This window comes from Haladaptatus sp. DYF46, from assembly GCF_021083305.1.
Taxonomy (GTDB): domain Archaea; phylum Halobacteriota; class Halobacteria; order Halobacteriales; family Haladaptataceae; genus Haladaptatus.
In genome coordinates this window covers 281860-299998 of the sequence record NZ_JAJFAY010000005.1, presented here as the reverse complement: position 1 = coordinate 299998, position 18139 = coordinate 281860, and the positions used below count along the sequence as shown (strand labels likewise).

The 18139-nt window shown below is 53.4% G+C and carries 12 protein-coding genes; 8 read left to right on the top strand and 4 right to left on the bottom strand.

Annotation, left to right across the window (positions count from 1 at the left end; genetic code table 11):
• The first annotated feature begins 870 nt into the window (after nt 1–870).
• Complete coding sequence (locus tag LJF34_RS21590) at nt 871–1632, top strand: IclR family transcriptional regulator (RefSeq protein ID WP_231187724.1); 762 nt, start codon at nt 871–873, stop codon at nt 1630–1632.
• Nucleotides 1633–3104: 1472 nt separating this feature from the next.
• Here LJF34_RS21590 and LJF34_RS21585 read toward each other — a convergent pair.
• Complete coding sequence (locus tag LJF34_RS21585; RefSeq protein WP_231187723.1) at nt 3105–3938, bottom strand: proline dehydrogenase family protein; 834 nt, start codon at nt 3936–3938, stop codon at nt 3105–3107.
• Nucleotides 3939–4445: 507 nt separating this feature from the next.
• Between LJF34_RS21585 and LJF34_RS21580 the strand changes: the two genes are divergently transcribed.
• The 4 genes from LJF34_RS21580 (at nt 4446) to LJF34_RS21565 (ending at nt 9743) form a co-directional block, all read left to right on the top strand.
• Nucleotides 4446–5198, top strand: coding sequence for an IclR family transcriptional regulator (locus tag LJF34_RS21580; RefSeq protein WP_231187722.1), 753 nt, complete (start codon nt 4446–4448; stop codon nt 5196–5198).
• A 128-nt stretch (nt 5199–5326) separates the two neighbouring features.
• Complete coding sequence (locus LJF34_RS21575) at nt 5327–6769, top strand: sodium/proline symporter (RefSeq protein ID WP_231187721.1); 1443 nt, start codon at nt 5327–5329, stop codon at nt 6767–6769.
• 239 nt (nt 6770–7008) lie between these two features.
• Entirely contained in the window at nt 7009–8592 is a 1584-nt protein-coding gene (locus tag LJF34_RS21570; RefSeq protein ID WP_231187720.1) for an aldehyde dehydrogenase family protein, read from the top strand.
• 764 nt (nt 8593–9356) lie between these two features.
• Complete coding sequence (locus LJF34_RS21565) at nt 9357–9743, top strand: hypothetical protein (RefSeq protein ID WP_231187718.1); 387 nt, start codon at nt 9357–9359, stop codon at nt 9741–9743.
• A gap of 485 nt (nt 9744–10228) precedes the next feature.
• Here the strand turns inward: LJF34_RS21565 and LJF34_RS21560 are convergent, their stop codons facing one another.
• Nucleotides 10229–10714 carry a hypothetical protein gene (locus LJF34_RS21560; RefSeq protein WP_231187716.1) on the bottom strand — a complete coding sequence of 162 codons (486 nt, stop codon included), beginning with the start codon at nt 10712–10714 and terminating at the stop codon, nt 10229–10231.
• Nucleotides 10711–11451: an ABC transporter ATP-binding protein gene (locus LJF34_RS21555; RefSeq protein ID WP_231187714.1), complete on the bottom strand. Its 741-nt coding sequence runs from the start codon at nt 11449–11451 to the stop codon at nt 10711–10713. Before LJF34_RS21555 ends, LJF34_RS21560 begins: the two co-directional genes overlap by 4 nt.
• A 211-nt stretch (nt 11452–11662) precedes the next feature.
• Between LJF34_RS21555 and LJF34_RS21550 the strand changes: the two genes are divergently transcribed.
• The gene (locus tag LJF34_RS21550) at nt 11663–12406 is read left to right on the top strand and encodes a class I SAM-dependent methyltransferase (protein WP_255666381.1); all 744 of its coding nucleotides are present in this window, start codon (nt 11663–11665) and stop codon (nt 12404–12406) included.
• A gap of 1513 nt (nt 12407–13919) precedes the next feature.
• On the opposite strand, the gene LJF34_RS21545 is transcribed toward LJF34_RS21550, so the two are convergent.
• Nucleotides 13920–14687, bottom strand: a complete 768-nt coding sequence (locus LJF34_RS21545; RefSeq protein ID WP_231187711.1) for an IclR family transcriptional regulator — start codon at nt 14685–14687, stop codon at nt 13920–13922.
• A 216-nt stretch (nt 14688–14903) separates the two neighbouring features.
• Here LJF34_RS21545 and LJF34_RS21540 point away from each other — a divergent pair, with 216 nt between their 5' ends.
• A complete protein-coding gene (locus LJF34_RS21540; RefSeq protein ID WP_231187709.1) occupies nt 14904–16112 on the top strand; it encodes a glycoside hydrolase family 88 protein in 1209 nt (402 codons plus the stop codon).
• A 125-nt stretch (nt 16113–16237) separates the two neighbouring features.
• On the top strand, nt 16238–18064 hold the full coding sequence (locus LJF34_RS21535; RefSeq protein WP_231187707.1) for a DUF2264 domain-containing protein: 1827 nt from the start codon (nt 16238–16240) through the stop codon (nt 18062–18064).
• Nucleotides 18065–18139: the final 75 nt, after the last annotated feature.

The following is an 18139-nucleotide window of genomic DNA, read 5'->3' as shown; positions in this document are numbered from 1 at the left end:
TACCCAGTCTGGGCGTGTCGACTCTCTTCGACCCAGAGGGATTACCGTCATCGGAGCATCGAAAACACTGGAACGCTAGGGAACGACGCGATGCCAAACATTGAAGCGTACGACACCGAGGTTTACCCGATAAATCCGTCGAGTTCGGAGGCTGTCTTCGGATACGAATTCGTCGACTCGGTCCAAGAAACAGACGCGGACTTGGCCTTCTGTTGTGTCCCCGGACCGTTTGATTAGTGCAACCGCAACGTTAGCAGGTCGTGGAACAGAAATGGAATGTGTCAATATGATCAGAATGACGCCCAGATTGCTAAGAGTAATTTTATATCATTCCCGATTAGTATCGGATATTTGTTCAGCAAAGTATCGGTAGATCATTTATCTATGTGATTCCCGACAATCCTCCGTTATGCTGGCATTGCGAGATACTCGTAATAAGGATTGGATATGAGTACAGGTGTAAGTCTTCTACTGACTGGCTGTTCTACCATGTCATTCGCGTCTAAACTATGACTTTACAAAATTAGTGGTGTAACAGATTGCCGGGTGGAACCGAGAACCAGTGGAGTCAGCAAGAACCGGCGATGACAGTATAAGCGGTGCCATATCCTCTCGTGTATAAGTAACATTCGGCAAATGGCTGGCTCTTTTTGCGAGATAATCGAAATTAATCCCACAGCGACCACCATTAATCATGAGATATTTATAGAATTTATGCTGAAATTCCATTTATATGGTGATTGGATCGTCAATTCTACTTCTCCACGATCTAGCAATGCAGACGACTGCAGTTATTGAACGTAAGAAGATGTGAGAAGTGATTGCGAAATAATCGCAAATTACAAATAGACTTCCCGATTATTGCTGTATATGTCTGGTGACCCCATACCGCTCAAAACAGTTCATAGGGCGTTCGAGATTATCGAGATACTCTGGGAGCAAACCAGTGCTACTACATCCGATCTTGCGGAACAGTTGGACGTCCCGGAAAGCACGATCTATGATTATCTTCAAACTCTACAGTCAATAGGATACATTACACGGACACGAGGAGAACATCACCTTAGTTACAAGCCACTTACTATTGGAGGGCGGGTCAAGTATCGGAGTCGCTTGTTTAGAGTTGCACAAAGCGAACTCCAGCAGGTGGTTGCAGAGACCGGAGAAGTGGCAGATATCAACGTCGAAGATCATGGACAGGCAGTTATTCTCCACTATGAACGCGGAGACCAGGCGTTGGATCTTGGGATGTATCCCGGCATGCGGACACCGCTTCATACGCATGCTTCTGGAAAAGCTATCTTGGCCCATCTTTCCGAAAATCGTGTTGACGAAATTATTGACAGGCATGGATTGGTGTCAATGACTGACCAGACAATTACTAATATCAACTCCCTAAAGGATGAGCTAGAAGAAATTCGCGAAGAAGGATATGCAGTCGACTGGGATGAGCAGGTCAGCGGCATGGGTATTGTTGCTGCTCCAATTCTTGTCAATGATGATATTTTAGGTGCTGTGGGCATAATTGCGCCGAGTGATCGGGTGCGAGATGAATCGTATCAGAGTCAACTGCAACAAAGAATTCGTGAAGCATCAAGTTCGATCTCAATAAATTACCAATATAGTCAATAACCAAAATCATCGTTCAATTTAGTTCTTTTCGACAGATGCCAGCGTTGAACAACGAGTACTGACTGTAGATCACAATATTGTACAATAATCAGAGTTCGGTTGTGTAACCGAGTCGTCCGCACGATTCAATTCGAAAGAGGGCAGTCCGATATTCGTATCCATCGACGAGAAGCACGGATTTCGAGAGATTGCATTTCTCAGTCAATCCGGACAGAAACACAGCCACCGAATCAATGCCATGTTGACTAAAAATTGCATTGACTGACAACTTCGTGCCAAGTTATATTGCGGTATATACCCACAACCAATTTTCTTACTTTGACAGCGATCCTGTCGATATTGACTCGCATTATCGTCGCCGACGGTGACTCGGATACGCTGCCAGCGAGCCTATGTAGCCATTGAAGAGCCGCTAGATGTGAGCGGTCTACAATTATAAGAATGAGGTTTGTTACAGCGAAGAATACAGATTTCGGATCATTTTCTTTCTGATTGGGTCGAGAGTTCGGTTCGACTCTACCGAGCGGAACTTGATCAAAATGGTTTGATACACACGGACTACGTTTCGATTGCTTCCAGAAGTCGTGAGTAGAAAGTCGTCCTTGCGGTGATTGGTGTCTTGAATGTTTTTCACATTACCATGGCCACTAGAGACGTCCCGACCGTTCGACAATTGAATTCCTACCGAAGAGGAGAGAATCTAGCCTGTGCCACCCCCATATCTCCAACGGTTTGTTATGTATGGTGATTAGAATGGAGGGAAATCTCCATCGATCCCGTCTCGTTCGATGAGTTGGGTTCCTGTTCGTCTGGGTCTTCGACGAATGCATAGCGTGAACGTCCGATTCGCGTATGGATCTGACTCGAATCCGAGAATCCACGAGTCTCCGTTCCTACTTCGAGCTAATCTGCTCCATGTGGTGGCACGTAACCACAACTTTCGCACGACCAGGTTCCGTAGTCCCGAACGATGCTGTTTGAACCACAACGATTACATTTGTAACGCATCGATTCGTACTATAGTATCGTCAATCATAAAATTATCCATCGACAATTGTCGAAACACGGTCGATTGAGCGCTCAATATGACCGAAACGGATGGCTATCGATACAGCCACCCGGCGATTCAGTTATGGAACGACCGTGCTCGTTGAACAATACGGATAGAAAAATGGACGGTAAAAAGGATAGATATAAATACGGTCTTGGAAAGGTAGTGAATGTCCTTGGATGACAGGGACACAATGAACAGTCTGGCAGGAAACAGATGCGACTCGTAGCTCGGTGTCTGTCCCCAATTGCCGCTAATTGCCCCCCGCTCGACTGTCATCGCGGCCCTTTCACATTTTTTTCAGCTCACAGTAGACGATGACATTCGATCGTCTTTCTCGTTCTTCCTGAGTTCTACGTCTCACACGCTGCCGTGGGACTGCTGATCGATGTCTCGGTTGATGTCGAAATGCGTCGCATCGTCACGAGAGAATCGCGCGGGCCGCGAACAGTAGGTTCTCCTTGCGCTCCATGACTCGGCGATAGAAGTACTGAGCCCACTTTCCCCCGTAGGGGACGTATTGAACCACGCGCACCCCGTCATCCGCGAGGTCGACCTGCGCATCGTCGCGGACACCCATGAGCATTTGGACTTCAAAGGGAGTACCATACTCGTCGTGAAGGTTTCGGGCAAGCGAGATCATCCGTGGGTCGTGGCTGCCGACAGAAACGCGCTCGGATTCGCGGAAGAGGAAGTCGAGGTGCTTCTCATAGGCTTCGTTCACCCGTGATTTGTCCACATGTGCAATCGAGGCAGGTTCATCGTACGCTCCCTTGACGAGGCGAACTGTCGCATCGCTCTCGGCGAGTCGCTCGAGGTCCTCGTCGGTCCGCTTGAGGTTCGCCTGGATAGCGACCCCCATATCAGCCCCGTCACGTTCGGCGTTCTCGACGACGGCGTCGAGTGTCGCATCGGTCGTCGTGTGGTCCTCCATGTCGACCCAAACAAAAACATCGTGGTCAATGGCGCGGTCGACGATGTTTTCGAGGTTTTCGACAAAGGCGTCTGTGCTGACGTTGAGACCGACTTGACTGGGCTTGACGCTGATGGACGCATCGAGGTTGCGGTCATCGATCTCCGCGGTCAGATGGCGATACTCTGCTGCATCCTCGAACGCGGGGGAGCGCTCGTGATAGTGTTCGCCAAGGAGGTTGAGAATGGCGCCGATACCTCGGTCGTTGAGCTCGGCGGCGTACTCCAATGCTCCTTCGGTCGACTCGTCGGCGACGAAGTTGTTTGCGATCGGTGGAATCACGAATATCACTCGACGTTCGGATGGCAAAAATGATTCTATTTTCCCGAATAACGGTGGACAACTGCTACGAAACCCGCATGCGGGTATTATTCACAATAGTAGAACCAATAGGTGGTTGTACACATGGAAGGTGGTACCGCTCACCATGACAGGGTACGTTCCGACGGTAGCGAGGGTGGCGGGTCAATCAATGTGCAAACCCTTTCGAATAGTGTGAAGTAGCATAGCGGATGATCGGGACCGACCAGTTCTTGTCTCCTCTCACAGCGCACCCCAGGAAGACAGCGGGACGAGTATTACAGAAGTAGTTCTGTAACGGGGGTGGGCGGGTGTCACCGCTGGCCTTCGGCCATGGCGGTGTAATCTCGGAGGTTGGCGATCGGTTCGAATAGTGTGAACTACGCGCAATTTACCGATGTGATTGCGGTTTCCCGGGCGAGAGTGGCCACCAGCACGCGGTTCCCATAATGAGAACCCTTTTGCGTCGTGGTTGTGTGATGTGATACTATGACAGACGGAAGCCGGACGTTCACTACGACGGAAACGTCGTTCGCAGTAGTTCACGCCATCGAGAACGCGGATGGAGCGACGTTTTCGGAGCTCAAGTCGCAGCTTCAGCTCTCCAAGAGTACGCTGTACTATCATCTGACCACTCTCGAGAAGCTCGGGTACGTGGTGAAAGAACGCGGGGTGTACCAGTTGGGTCTGCGGTTCCTCTCGCACGCCCAGCATGCTAAGAACAAGGAACCCGCGTTTGACGTCGTACGTTCGAAAGCGCGAGATCTCGCCGACCGGATACCGGAAGAAATCTCCTTCGCCACCGAGGAGAACGGTCGTCTCGTCGTGGTCTACCACAACATCGGTGGCTCCGCGATGACCGACTTCAAGATCGGTCAGTACCTTCACATGCACGTGACTGCAAGCGGAAAGATGTTGCTCGCGGAGAAGCCCGAAGAACGTGTCGACGAAATCATCGACCGCTGGGGGCTCCCAAAATTCACGGAGAACACGATCACGGATCGGGATGCACTGAAGGCGGAACTAGAGTTAGTCCGTGAACGAGGGTATGCGATCAACGACGAGGAACAGCGTGAGGGGCTCCGAAGCGTTGGTGCAAAGATAACGAAGCCCAACGGGTACGTCCTCGGCGGCCTCGCCGTAGACGGTGCGACCTACCGAATGACCGACGAGCAGATCGAGGAACAAACGGTGGAGCAACTGTTCGACACGATCGCCGAGATCGAGGCCGAACTCGACTGAGTAGGGTCGTAACTCGCAGGAGATGAGTCCAAACCAATACATTCATGTATTATGCCAAAAACTCTCATATGACTATGGTACAAGCGGGCGTGGAAACCATTATCGGGCTAGTTGGCTATCTGATCGTAGTGGTAGCGATCGGTCACTGGGGGTCGAAGTTGGTCTCCTCCGAGGAGGACTTCTTTCTCGGGGGCGAACAGATTCCTGGCTGGGCACTCGCACTCTCCGAACGAAGTTCCGGAATGTCTGGATGGCTTCTCCTGGGCGTGCCAGGATTAGCGTGGTCGGTTGGCCTCTCCGCTATCTGGGTGCTCGTTGGCACGACCGGTGGGGCCATTTTCCAGTGGGTCGTCTACGCGCGGCCGTTTATGGAGGGTCGCAAGGAGACGGGTGCAGTTACGCCAATCGGACTCCTCGCCGAGAAACTCCCCGGTAATTCGCCAGTTACTCGTGCGCTCCCGGCGCTCATCACCTTCGTGTTCTACATGGGCTATGTGGGGTCACAGTTCCTCGCTGGCGGTAACATCTTCAAGAAGGCCTTCGGAATCGATCCAGTCATCGGGGTCCTCCTCATCGGTGGCGTCGTTACGGCGTACTCGCTCGCTGGCGGATTTCCGTCCGTCGTCTGGACCGATGTGATGCAAGCATTGTTGATGGTGTTCACGCTTGTCGTGCTTCCAGGGTATCTTCTCGTGGGCGTATTCCTCGATCCTTCCACCTCTCTATTGGGCGGACTCGCGGCTTCCGGGGGAAACCGGGCGGCGTTGTTCGGGGGACGGACCGGTGCCGCCGCGCTTGTTTTCCTCGGCGCCAACCTGAGTTGGTTCTTCCTGTATCTCGGCGGCTACCCGCACCTTGACGCTCGGTTCATGGCGGTTCGTAACAGCGACGACCGCCGCTCGGCCATCATCGTAGCGACCATTTGGGGCATCCTGACCTCGTCGGGCGCAGTGCTTCTCGGCCTCCTTGCGCGCGTCATTGACGGTGCTCCGCAGGCACTGCAGGCAGATCGCGAGATGGTCCTCCCATTCATGGTCCTGAAACATCTCCCCGGACTGCTCGGGGGTATCCTCCTCGCGGGCGCGTTGGCGGCGATGATGTCGACGGCCTCCTCGCAAATTGTCGTCGCTAGTTCCGCGGTCGCACAGGACGTCTACACAGATATTCTGAAGAAAGGACAGGACTTCAGCGAGAAAGCCCAACTACGCGTTTCCCGGGTCGCCACGCTTGCGGTCGGCGTGATCGGCCTCGTGATCGCACTCCTGACGTCGAACCTCGTGTACACCCTCGTGAGTTACTCCGGCACCGGGCTCTTCTCCGCCTTCGGGCCGGCATTCACTCTTCTCTTCTTCTGGCGACGGAACCTCTCCGTGGCAGGCCTCGTGGCGGCATTCGTCGCCGGTCCTGGCACGACCATTCTCTGGATCGCTTTCGGAATGAACTCGGTCATCACGGTTCGTCTTATCGCGCCGCCAATTGGGTTCGCCGCCGCAATCGGTGCCTCGTTGCTGTGGCCGAGCGAGGAGCTGACTAGCCCTTCCCCGTCCACGAGCGCTGCGAATCAGGATTGACGGCACGAACGACGGGGGTCGACAGGGAACACCCCTCTGAACGTCAGCACGCACCACGACGTCATGCGGAGAGTACGACCGTCTGTGGAACGTCGTTTTCATTGTCGTGCTCTGTCCGTTCACTGGCGTCTTTTCAGTCGGAAGAGCGGCCCTACAATCGTGTGGCATCGATGACTTTTCCGAATAGACTATGGTAGTAAATCACAAGCTATAATACCAATCAACTACCTGCTACGGTTGTGCAAGCAAGAGACTTTGATAACGAATTGACGTTCCACGGGTACAACCAAAACGATAACGTCGAGGAGTTTCACGAAGCGTACGAGGAAGCCGTCGAGACCGTCAAAGCGGAACTCGGAGGGAATCACCACCTTTGGATCGACGGTGAGCGGGTCGATACGGATGACCATTTCGACGTCGTATCTCCCGGGAATCTGAACGTGACAATTGGTGAGTTCACCGCCGGAAGTTCGGAAGACGTGGACGCTGCCGTCAGCGCAGCTAATACCGTCACCTCCGAATGGGAGGCTTCCGATGTCGATACCCGTGTAGATATCTTCCGTACCGCTGTGGATATCATGCGAGACCGGAAATTCGAACTCGCGGCGACAATTTCCCTAGAGAACGGGAAGAACCGGAAGGAAGCGATGGCTGACGTTGACGAATCTATCGACTTCCTCGAATTCTACAGCCGTGAATTAGAGCGGTCTAATGGATATGATTTCGACACTGGAGAGCCGACTCCTGGCCAGCATACCAAGAATCTGCTGCGACCGTACGGTGTGTTTGCAGTTGTCGCACCGTTCAACTTCCCAATGGCTATATTCGTCGGTATGACCGGCGGTGCGTTGATCACCGGTAATACGGTCGTCGCAAAACCCGCGAAAACGACATCACTGATTGCACACAAGTGTGTCGAAATCTTCATCGAGGCAGGAATTCCTGAGGGTGTTCTAAACCTCGTTATGGGCGGTGGACGCGATGTCGGCCAGCCTCTGATCGAACACGAAGACGTTTCGGGTGTAGTTTTCACCGGATCGCGAAGAGTCGGACTGTCTATTCAAGAGACATTCTCCGAGCAAGGAAAACATGGGCCTGTCATCGCTGAACTCGGTGGAAAGAACCCAGTGATTGTCAGTGATACTGCAGAACTTGACGACGCGGTAGAGGGCGTGATGAAAGGAGCGTTCTCTTTCAGCGGACAGAAATGTTCCGCGACTTCACGTGTGTACGTTCAAGAGGACAGAATCGATGAATTCACGGATCGACTGGTCGCCGAAACGAAAAATTTGAAGATAGGTCGGGGGACTGAACGAAACACCTTCATATCACCGATCATTAATGATAGTGCGCTCGAATCGTACACGGACATCTGCGAACGCGCTGAAGAGGAGGGGACAGTTCGAACCGGTGGAAATGTCGTTACAGTCGGTAACCTCGCAGACGGTCGGTTTGTCGAACCGACGGTAGTCACTGATATCCCTCACGGTCACGAACTTGCGCGTGAAGAGCACTTCCTTCCGTTCGTCACGATTCACCCGATATCTGATCTCGACGAAGGAATTGAGAAGTCGAATGACTCCGAGTACGGGCTCTGTGCTGGACTCTTCTCGCAAGACGACGATGAGATCGACCGCTGGTTTGATGAAATCGAGTCTGGAATGTGTTATGTGAACCGCTCTCAGAGCGCGACAACTGGTGCACTGGTTCAAGCACAGCCGTTCGGTGGATGGAAGTACTCAGGGACGACAGGTAAATTTGCTGGCGGTTATTGGTATCTCCAGCAGTTCATGCGGGAACAGAGTCGAACGCAAGTTAACTAAACGATTGGCTGAGGAGCATCACGGATAGTCGATCGATTTCACTGAACCATAGAACATTTGATATCGTGAACGATACGTTCCAATGCAACTTCGCGGTGCTCATGCTCTGTGGCCCTCGTACGCTCGACATCGCCGAAGTTCCTATTTGGCTAAAAGGACGTCTCACACACCCAGGAAGACTGTTGTGCCGGATTTCAATTATCCGCCAGTCGTCTTCGACTGTCTGAGCCATCACACCTCCATAGATTTCATTAGGGGTATCGGGGAGTATCCACTTTCGCTTAGACGGTAATCGGAAGTACAACTACCCCGGGACCGTTACTCAAAACGATGCGCGAACGTTACTCCCGTCACCCGCACGCCGTCCAGGTGAGATGGAATCTCCCACCATTACGAACGGAAACTTCGATGGACTGTACCTCAACTGTGGCTCTCCGCCGTCTCGAAAAAGCTCGAACAAATCGAGCAGTATCACGGGGAAGTAAACTACCTCACCCTACTCGCTCGCGGGGTACCCCGCTCGCCCTGAAGGAGGCTTTGATGTGGACTCCCGGCAATCAGCCACCTGCAACGTGCCGGTGGCTCTTGCTCTAGATTCAGCTCGGATGATCTACGACGATTTGAGAATCCCAAGGGGCGAAGTAGCCTACGCTCGCTAGGCGAATTAGCTCCCGCGATCCCCATATGTGACCACGATAGTCACTAGTGAAAAATATTCCGCATGCCGGCCACAGCGTTATCCCTTTCGTGCACCTATATCTGATATGGCCGACAACAAAAAGAGCCGAAACAAGCAAGCCCGTGACGAAGAGAACCGCCAGCGAGCGTGGGAAGTCAAACAAGCGCGTGAACGTATGGACGAAACTGAACCACGTGACGACCGGAACGAAACGGATGAACCCCGATACGAGGGAGAAGAACATTCGGAGTCACCTCCGACGTGTCACCGTCGTGGGTGCGACGAGCCAGCGAAATTCGTCGTTCTTGAACGCTACCAAGAAGAAACGGGCCACGGGGCCGTTGAGTCGGCGGCCCGTCTCTGTCAACGGCATACCGCTGAAGAAAGCCCCGCGAATCTGGATGGCGTCTATGCGGACTATGTGTTTCGTGTTGATCCGTTGACGGAGACAAATGATACAAGCACAGCGTGATTCCTTTTCCCCATCTAGCTCTTCGCGGCATGAACGAACGGCAGATACGCTTGTGCACATCCTTCAGATCGAATTAGTAATCGGCGTCACCCGCGCTATCGACGATGCCATGCACAATCCGCCATCCATGTTCTTCGAGCACTGCTTTCGTCTCCAACGGCTCTGTCGCAATCCTTCGAAAGAAATCCGTTTGTTCCCTTGCGGCGGTACAGAGAACTCAGGAATCGCTCAGCAGAGTTATTCCGATAATTCTGTTCTGAGTTGTCGGTAGATCCTCATAGAAATAATGCACGAATGTTCCCAACTGAGAGATAAATAAACCAAGCGGTGGAAATCTGCAGTGAAAACCCATCTACTGCACGATAACGTGTACGGGTCGTGTCAATACTCGTGGCTACGACCGGAGTTGCCAACGGCGAAATACCCACATTATTGACGGAACTATTACAATCATGAATCACGACAATTAGATACCGATGAGGAAATCAACCGCTGAACGGTATGGGAGCACCGATGAATAGTGATTTCGATCTGCCGAAAGTCGGCCCGGGAGCCGATTCCGCCGATGAAGATGACGCGAAGGCGACGAAGACGACCGCCGTCGAGAAGCCCGTTCCGATGTAAATCAGCAACACCGGTGCGACGGCTATCTTCGGCACGACGCGCGCGGCCACGAGATACGGATATATCGTCCGGCGAAACCACGGAACGGTCGCGATGAGAGCCCCCAACCCGCCCCCGAGGACGATTCCGATCGTTCCTCCCACGGCGACTGTGTCGAACGTGATTCGGGCGTTACGGAGGTACAGGTCGGGACTGTTCAGCAGACGTTCGAAAACGGCGACCGGTGACGGCAACAGGTAGGGAGGAATCCCCCCGATAACGACGATTCCCCACCACGTGAGGATGATACCCACGAGCGCACCGACCGGGAGGAACACGTCCCGTGGATGACTTCGTATCCTTCTCATAGGTGATCGTGAAGCGTCTTCCTGAGCGTTGCGACGTATGACTGGAAACGGTCGGACTCGTAAATAGATGCATCACGCGGACGCGGGAGGTCGATGGTAAACTGGGCACTAATGTGTCCAGGATGGGGACTCATCAGGAGACAGCGGTCGGCGAGGAACACCGCCTCGCTAACGCTATGGGTGACGAACAGGACGGTCTTTCGCTCGCGCTGCCAGACGCTCCGAACCTCGATTCCCATCTCCTCGCGCGTTATTTCGTCGAGTTCGCCGAACGGTTCGTCCATCAGGAGCACGTCGGCGTCGAGGTGGAGCGCCCGCGCGATGGCGACGCGCTGTTTCATCCCACCCGAGAGTTCCGTCGGGTGAGCGTCGACGAACCCGTCGAGGCCGAACGATTCGAGGAGGTCACGGGCGTCGTCCGGTTTCGACGGTTTCCCGGCCATTCGCCGGAGAAACGTGACGTTCTCCAACGCCGTCTTCCACGGGAGAAGGGTATGCTGCTGGAAGACGAATCCGACGTTACCGTCGTGCTGTGCGACGGCAGGTGGTTCACCGTCGATACTGACCCGTCCGTTCGTCGGTTCGACGAGGCCACCGATCGTTCGGAGGAGCGTCGTTTTTCCGCACCCGGACGGCCCGATAAGCGTAACGAACTCGCCCGGTTCGATCGAAAGGTCGTTTCCTTCGAGGGCCGTGACGTCGTCGTATCTAACCGTGAGGTCGGTGACGTCGATCACCGTCGATCCCCCGGTCGCGTCTCGTCTCTTACGAACGATCGCATTCGTCCCCCGTCGGCGAACACCGAAGGCGTTCCGTTTTCCATTGTGCACGGTAAGCAATCCTGGAACGTAAAAATTCGCCTCTACATCAGGAACGACTCCGAAATGGGCGATCGGCTCGACTGATACATCACCGGTGGGTCGCCCGGAACGACGAGGGGTGCCCCCCATGCTCGACCCCGCTCCGACTTTTTTCTCGTATTCGAGTTCGAGGTCGGTGTCGTGTTGGTGGGTGACCGATTTGTCCGGGAATCCCAGTACCCGATATCCGTTGTCCGTCTCGCGTACAACGGTATCCTGTGCGGCCTTGACCGCTCTGTCTTCTTCGATTGATATCGTGTGTTATCTCGCTTCGCTCGGGTCGCCCCCTCCGTGGCGGATGGAGGTCGAGAAGTACGAAGCGCTCACCGACGAACTCACGTTCTCGAAGCGTGACCGAATTCTGGACATCGGCTGCGGGACGGGTCGCTCTCTCGTCGGGATCGCTCCCGCCGTTCCGCCGACCTGCACGACGGTCGGACTGGATCCCTTCGACGATCGAATCATTCTCGGCAACGCACCGGGACTCGCCCGCCGCAACGCGCGTAACGCCGGTCTCGACGCATCGGTCGTTCGCGGCGATGGCACACGGCTCCCCGTCTCTGACGACTCGATGGACGTCGTGACCGCGTGCCGAATGCTCCACGACCTTTCGGCTACCGCCGCGAACCGAACGCTCTCCGAGGCACACCGTGTGTGTCGACCGGACGGACGATTGGGTGTACTCGAGCTCCCGATCACGCACGTGGAGTCGTCGAACCCCACGGAGTACTGGTGTGAACGCGTCTCCGATGCGGGGTTCGATATCGCGGTCGTCGAGGAACTCGATCTGAACGACAAGCGATACGTCGTCATCATCGGCGAACCGCGATGAGTCGCGGTCAAATCCGCTGGTTTCACCCTCGAAAACGGCCCGTCCGATGAGTTCGTCCCGAAAATAGAGAGCGGGGTTCTCCTCGATATCGATGGCGTCGGAGAGGCCCACCGTAACTCTGTCTGCTGATGTGACGTCCACCCTCTCGACATCGGGCCAGCGGAAAGTGGATGTTTGAATATGATGAATATGGCCGATTATCATCATTCATGCAGTCATTACAGGAAAAGGGATGTAATGATTGCATCGTAGAGACATCATGAGAATCAGTGGCACATCCATACTGACAACTATACTGTAGGTCGCGATTCATACCCATATTGTTTGTTATAGATATAGAATAATAATGGCTGAATTGAACATACATCCACGTAAAAAATATCATAGTATTATTACTACAGACACGTGTCCCGTTTTATCATAATTCCGAACGTCGCATTCGGTGACGATGGCCCGAACAGGCGGAGAGCAGCATCTCAAAGTCGAGGTTTCGATATCCTAGGGACATCTTCGAGGTCGAACTCCATGGCGGTGTAGGACGGTGTAAACGTCCTATTTTCCCGCTTCCTGGGACGATATCCCTCTAATATAAAATATCTGTTGTATTTGATAAACAGACAGATATCTGAGCGAATACAATACAGTAATTAGATATGTTCAGATTGTAATTTAATAACTTTGTAGAATGCCCGGATGTAACGCGGCTACCATCGGTACTCGGGAAACAGTTTCTGTATCTTTGACTTTATATAGTGATTTAACGCCCCTCTTCAATCCCCACTCGGAGGCTTGAGGAGAGGATTTCCGCACCGTACTACCCATTTTTTCGTATGGATCACGATACTATTATCGATATTATGCTACTCACTTCGTCTTTCTTTCTATGATAGATATCAAATAACTCCCGTTGAGTGATCTGATTGATGTCGGTATTGTTATCGGTGGTTAATCCATATCGGGAGGAGGCACATCATCATCATCATCATCATCATCATCATCATCATCTGAGGTATTGTACTGGGTGCACTCGAAACTACCTCATCGAATTCATAGTATTTGACATCCCTCCATACGGGATCGACCTTCCCAGGCCACCGGAATCATTACAGGACTAAAAGTGTAACGGTACGGGCGATATATCTGATTTATTTGCCATTTTGGGGAGTTTCCTTCTAACTATCCTGGTTATCTACAATCTCTTCCCACACTCCAACTTATCTGGGTAATCCAAACTTCTTTTGGAGAAATGGCGGCATATCTGATGGAATATGGGTAATCAGTTTTCGATCGTTGTAATTATTGTCGCCGGAAATTCTCCCAGCTATTCTAAACACATTCTTACTATTGCTAAATATATTTCGGCATTTCTACGAAACTTCTATTAATAATAGATATCTATGCAGTATGTAAACCAGCCACAGAATAACTAAATGGTGTTCTGAATCACTGGATAGACCGGTAACGAAATCGGACTAGAGAATGTAAATACAGAACAAATCCGATGTGGGCGATGTCACGTGTAGGTGATATTGAGTTCGATGATGTTCGCTACATTCTGGAGCTTGGCTGGTAACTCCTCCCGAAATTGTTTCGTCTGGAATCGGCTAGTTGGTCCGGAGACGCTGATTGCACCTTCGACTTCATCGTTATTATTGATTATCGGGACTGCTACGCAACGAAGCCCCTTCACGCGGGCCTCATCGTCCAGAGCATACCCGTTTTGGCGTACACGATTCAACTCTTCGAACAGCTCTTCACGGTTTGTTATCGTGTTCTCGGTCGCGGCTGGCATACCGTGCTGATCCAGAATCGCGTTTACGTGATCTCGAGGGAGATGTGCGAGTATAGCGTTCCCGAGTCCGGTATTGTGAAGGTACACTTCTTGACCGATATACGAGTCCGTTTTGACCGCGTCATCTCCGTGGGCCCGGTGTAAGTAGTACCCTCTTCCGTTTTCTTCGACGAGGAGATTTGCTAGTTCGCCTGTCTCCTCGGCTAAACTAGTGATTTCATCTTTTGCAATCGCATAGAGGCGCTGCCTGTGCTGAGCGTGTCCCCCGAGATCAAGCATTTTGAGCCCGATTCGATATGTGTTTCCCTCTTTTACTACATACCCTTCGTGTTCCAGAGTGCTGAGATAGTTATGAAGGCTGCTCTTGGAGAGATCGAACTGTTTGGTCAGTTCGGTCACTGTGGCTTCGTTCTCGGATTTCAGCGCGTCCAGAATCTGGAAGGTCGTCTGTGCTGTTTTCACCCGATTCGATGACTGCGTGTCTACCATCATTAGTGACTATCGTTCGTCACACATAAATGTATGTGTGGCAAAACTGGCCATAGATTCAGTATTACTGTGGTGGTTCCACTGACGAAACTCGTATTCATCTACAATGGCGTCCAATCGCACGCCGAAATAGCCCGTCCCCGAGACGGATACCGGTCGATAGTGCGATTGGATTTCGCGATAAGCTTATTAGACTCGCATAGGAACGGACTGTAGATGCCACGAAGACCAGCCGCGCTACGGGCGAGCATTTCGGACCACGGACTACCCGACGAATACACACAGTCTCCGGACATCGAGCGTGCGGAACTCGCGCGCGCACTGTCGGTTGCGATCGATCAGATCGATCGCAATCTCGACGACTATTACGACCGCTTCCCCGAACCGTCCAGCGATAACCTCACCTATTCACCGACGGGTAACACCGATGGGTGGACAACATCGTTTTGGACCGGCCTGTGCTGGCTCGCCTACGAAGTAACGGGTGACTCCCGGTACCGGAAAGCCGCCGAAGCGCAGTTCGAGACGTTCGAGCGGCGACTGAAATCGGGGGAAGTCAAAACGCACGATCTTGGATTCCTCTACACATTGTCCGCGATAGCCGGCCACCGCCTCACGGGAAATGATCGATATCAGTCTGCCGCCGTAACCGCGGCGGACTACTTGGTCGATCGTTTCTGGGAAGCACCTGGTCTCATCCAGGCTTGGGGCGACCACGAAGCATCCGAAGATTCCTGGGAAAGGGGTCGGATGATCGTCGATTCGATGATGAACCTTCCTCTCTTGTTCTGGGCGAGTGAAACGACCGGAGACCCGACGTACGCCTCGATAGCGGAAACGCACGCGAGGACGAACGGACAGCACATTATCCGTCAGGACGGATCCACATTCCACACGTTCAAATGTGATGTCGATACCGGAAAGCCCGTCGGTGGGGAAACAGCACAGGGATATAACGCGAGTTCCTGCTGGTCACGGGGACAGACATGGGCAATCTACGGGTACGCTCTCGCGGGTGATTACACTGGAGAGGGCGAATACGTCGAGATCGCTGCCAAACTGGCGAATTATTATCTCTCAAAGCTGGAAGACGACCACGTTCCGCGCTGGGATTTCGATGCACCTCCTGACCAAGACATTCGCGACAGCTCGGCTGCTGCGATCGCCGTCTGTGGCCTTCATGAACTCACTTGCCAACTCCCATTTGCTGACGATCGGACTCGTTTCTACCGGAATGCGGCCTTGAGCACTCTCGGGAGCCTCGCAACGGACTATTCGACCGAAGACACCGAATCGAATGGATTACTCACGGATGGCGCGTACGACCCTTCCGACGGCGATTATGACGAGTGTTGCATCTGGGGCGACTACTTCTACGTAGAAGGGCTGGTTCGGGCAACCCAACATTGGACTCGCTACTGGTAATAACGCCGATATTATCGTCATCATAGGGTGACGAGAGCGCCCAACGAAATGGAATCCGACGTTTTAGACGCAGCGGAAAAGACGCGGGGCGGTACGTTTATACGACCGATCGATAAAGGTGAAACGTGAATCCGCTGAAAGAGAACCCACTTCGAACCCGAAGCGACTTCGAACGGGCAGTAGAACAACTGTACGAACCTCTCGTCCCTCATTTCAGCGAAGGAAAAGCGAGAGTCAGACCGACGGCTACCGGCGCTCGCTTTCCCCCCGTATCGGCCGAGTTAGAGGGGTTCGCCAGACCGCTGTGGGGAATCGTTCCGCTGAGTGTCCACGGGGATTTCGATCACTGGTCCACTCTCCGGACTGGATTGGTCCATGGAACGGATCCAACCCACGAGGAGTACTGGGGGGAAGCAGATGACTACTCACAGAAGCACGTCGAGATGGCTGCGATCGGAGTTGGCCTTGCACTCGCGCCGGAGAACATCTGGGAGCCTTTGTCTCGGATCGAGCGAGAACGGTTAGTCACCTGGTTGAACCAGATAAATGAAGCTGAACTCTACGACTGCAACTGGCTCTTCTTCCGAGTGATGGTGAATCTGGGACTTCGTTCGGTTGATGCACGACACGATTGGGAGTTCACTCAGCGATCACTCGATCGTCTCGATTCGTTTTACCTCGCTGATGGGTGGTACACTGATGGGCTGAAAGACGACCAGAGTCCAATCGACTACTACCTCCCATGGGCGATGCACTTCTACGGATTGGTCTACGCCGAGTTGATGGGTGACGAAGACCCGGAGAGAGCCGAAACATATCGAACCCGGGCCGGGAAGTTCGCTACTCACCATATTCACTGGTTCGATGAGAGCGGTCGTGCGATTCCCTTCGGTCGAAGTCTGACGTACCGATTCGCACAAGCCTCGTTTTGGGGTGGACTCGCCTTCGCCGGGGTAAATCCACTTCCTTGGGGTGTCATCCGGGGGATCTGGGCACGTAACATCAGATGGTGGCTCGAACAACCGATCTTCACGGACGGTGGACTCCTGTCCGTCGGATATCGATACCCGACACTGAAGGTGTCGGAGACGTATAATTCCCCGAACTCCCCGTATTGGGCGATGAAAGCCTTCTTCCCGCTCGCTCTCGAGTCTGACCATCCGTTCTGGAAATCCGCGGAGGAGCCACTCCCGGAACTTCCGGACGAGGTCGTTCAACAGGAGGCCGGGAAGGTCATCCTCCGCGACGATGACCACCTGTTCGCGCTTTCGTCCGCTCAGGACAGCGTTCATGGGCGAGAGAAATACACGAAGTTTGCGTACTCGACGGAGTTCGGGTTCTCTGTCGCCGGGCGATCGCCGGGCGAAGGGAGGGCAGGCCACGACAGTGCCCTTGCGCTAAGTCTCGATGGGGATCAGTACAAAATTCCGGCTACAGCGACCAGTACGAGCAGCGAGGGGACTACGTTACGATCACGGTGGGTGCCGTGGGATGGGGTCACTGTCGACACGTGGCTCTCGCCAGCACTCCCTTGGCACGTACGCGTACACAGATTGCGGACCGACCGACCGATCCACAGTGAGGAGGGTGGATTCGCGCTCGACCAATCGGGGGACGACGATTCGGCGTTCGACCACGACGTTCGGAACGCAACCGCACTCGCCAGGTACCCCAACGGTCTGAGCAGCATCATCGACTTGTTCGATGATCGTACCCCGGTTGTCGTCGATGAAGAACCGAACACAAATCTGAATCATCCACGAACCGTCGTTCCCACGTTGCGGGGTTCCCATCAACCTGGAGAACACTGGCTCGCCTCGGGAGTGATGGCGTCTCCCGACGGCGAGAAAGCCTGGAGCGAGAGGTTTGAGGCGACGACTGACGAAGACGATGTCGTGGTCCGGAACTCGGATGGGAAGACGATCGTCCACTGTTCATCGAGTCAGCTTTGAGAGCCCAGTAGAGGGTCCTCGACAATCCGTTGAAAGCCGGACTGTCGGGATCTATGATTTTTTACTCACGATCCC

What these genes read in the sequence shown, in the direction of transcription:
- LJF34_RS21545 (WP_231187711.1), bottom strand. Translation starts at nt 14,687, where the DNA reads ATGGTAGACACGCAGTCATCGAATCGGGTGAAAACAGCACAGACGACC.
- LJF34_RS21560 (WP_231187716.1), bottom strand. Translation starts at nt 10,714, where the DNA reads ATGAGAAGGATACGAAGTCATCCACGGGACGTGTTCCTCCCGGTCGGT.
- LJF34_RS21580 (WP_231187722.1), top strand. Translation starts at nt 4,446, where the DNA reads ATGACAGACGGAAGCCGGACGTTCACTACGACGGAAACGTCGTTCGCA.
- LJF34_RS21550 (WP_255666381.1), top strand. Translation starts at nt 11,663, where the DNA reads ATGCTCGACCCCGCTCCGACTTTTTTCTCGTATTCGAGTTCGAGGTCG.
- LJF34_RS21540 (WP_231187709.1), top strand. Translation starts at nt 14,904, where the DNA reads ATGCCACGAAGACCAGCCGCGCTACGGGCGAGCATTTCGGACCACGGA.
- LJF34_RS21590 (WP_231187724.1), top strand. Translation starts at nt 871, where the DNA reads ATGTCTGGTGACCCCATACCGCTCAAAACAGTTCATAGGGCGTTCGAG.
- LJF34_RS21565 (WP_231187718.1), top strand. Translation starts at nt 9,357, where the DNA reads ATGGCCGACAACAAAAAGAGCCGAAACAAGCAAGCCCGTGACGAAGAG.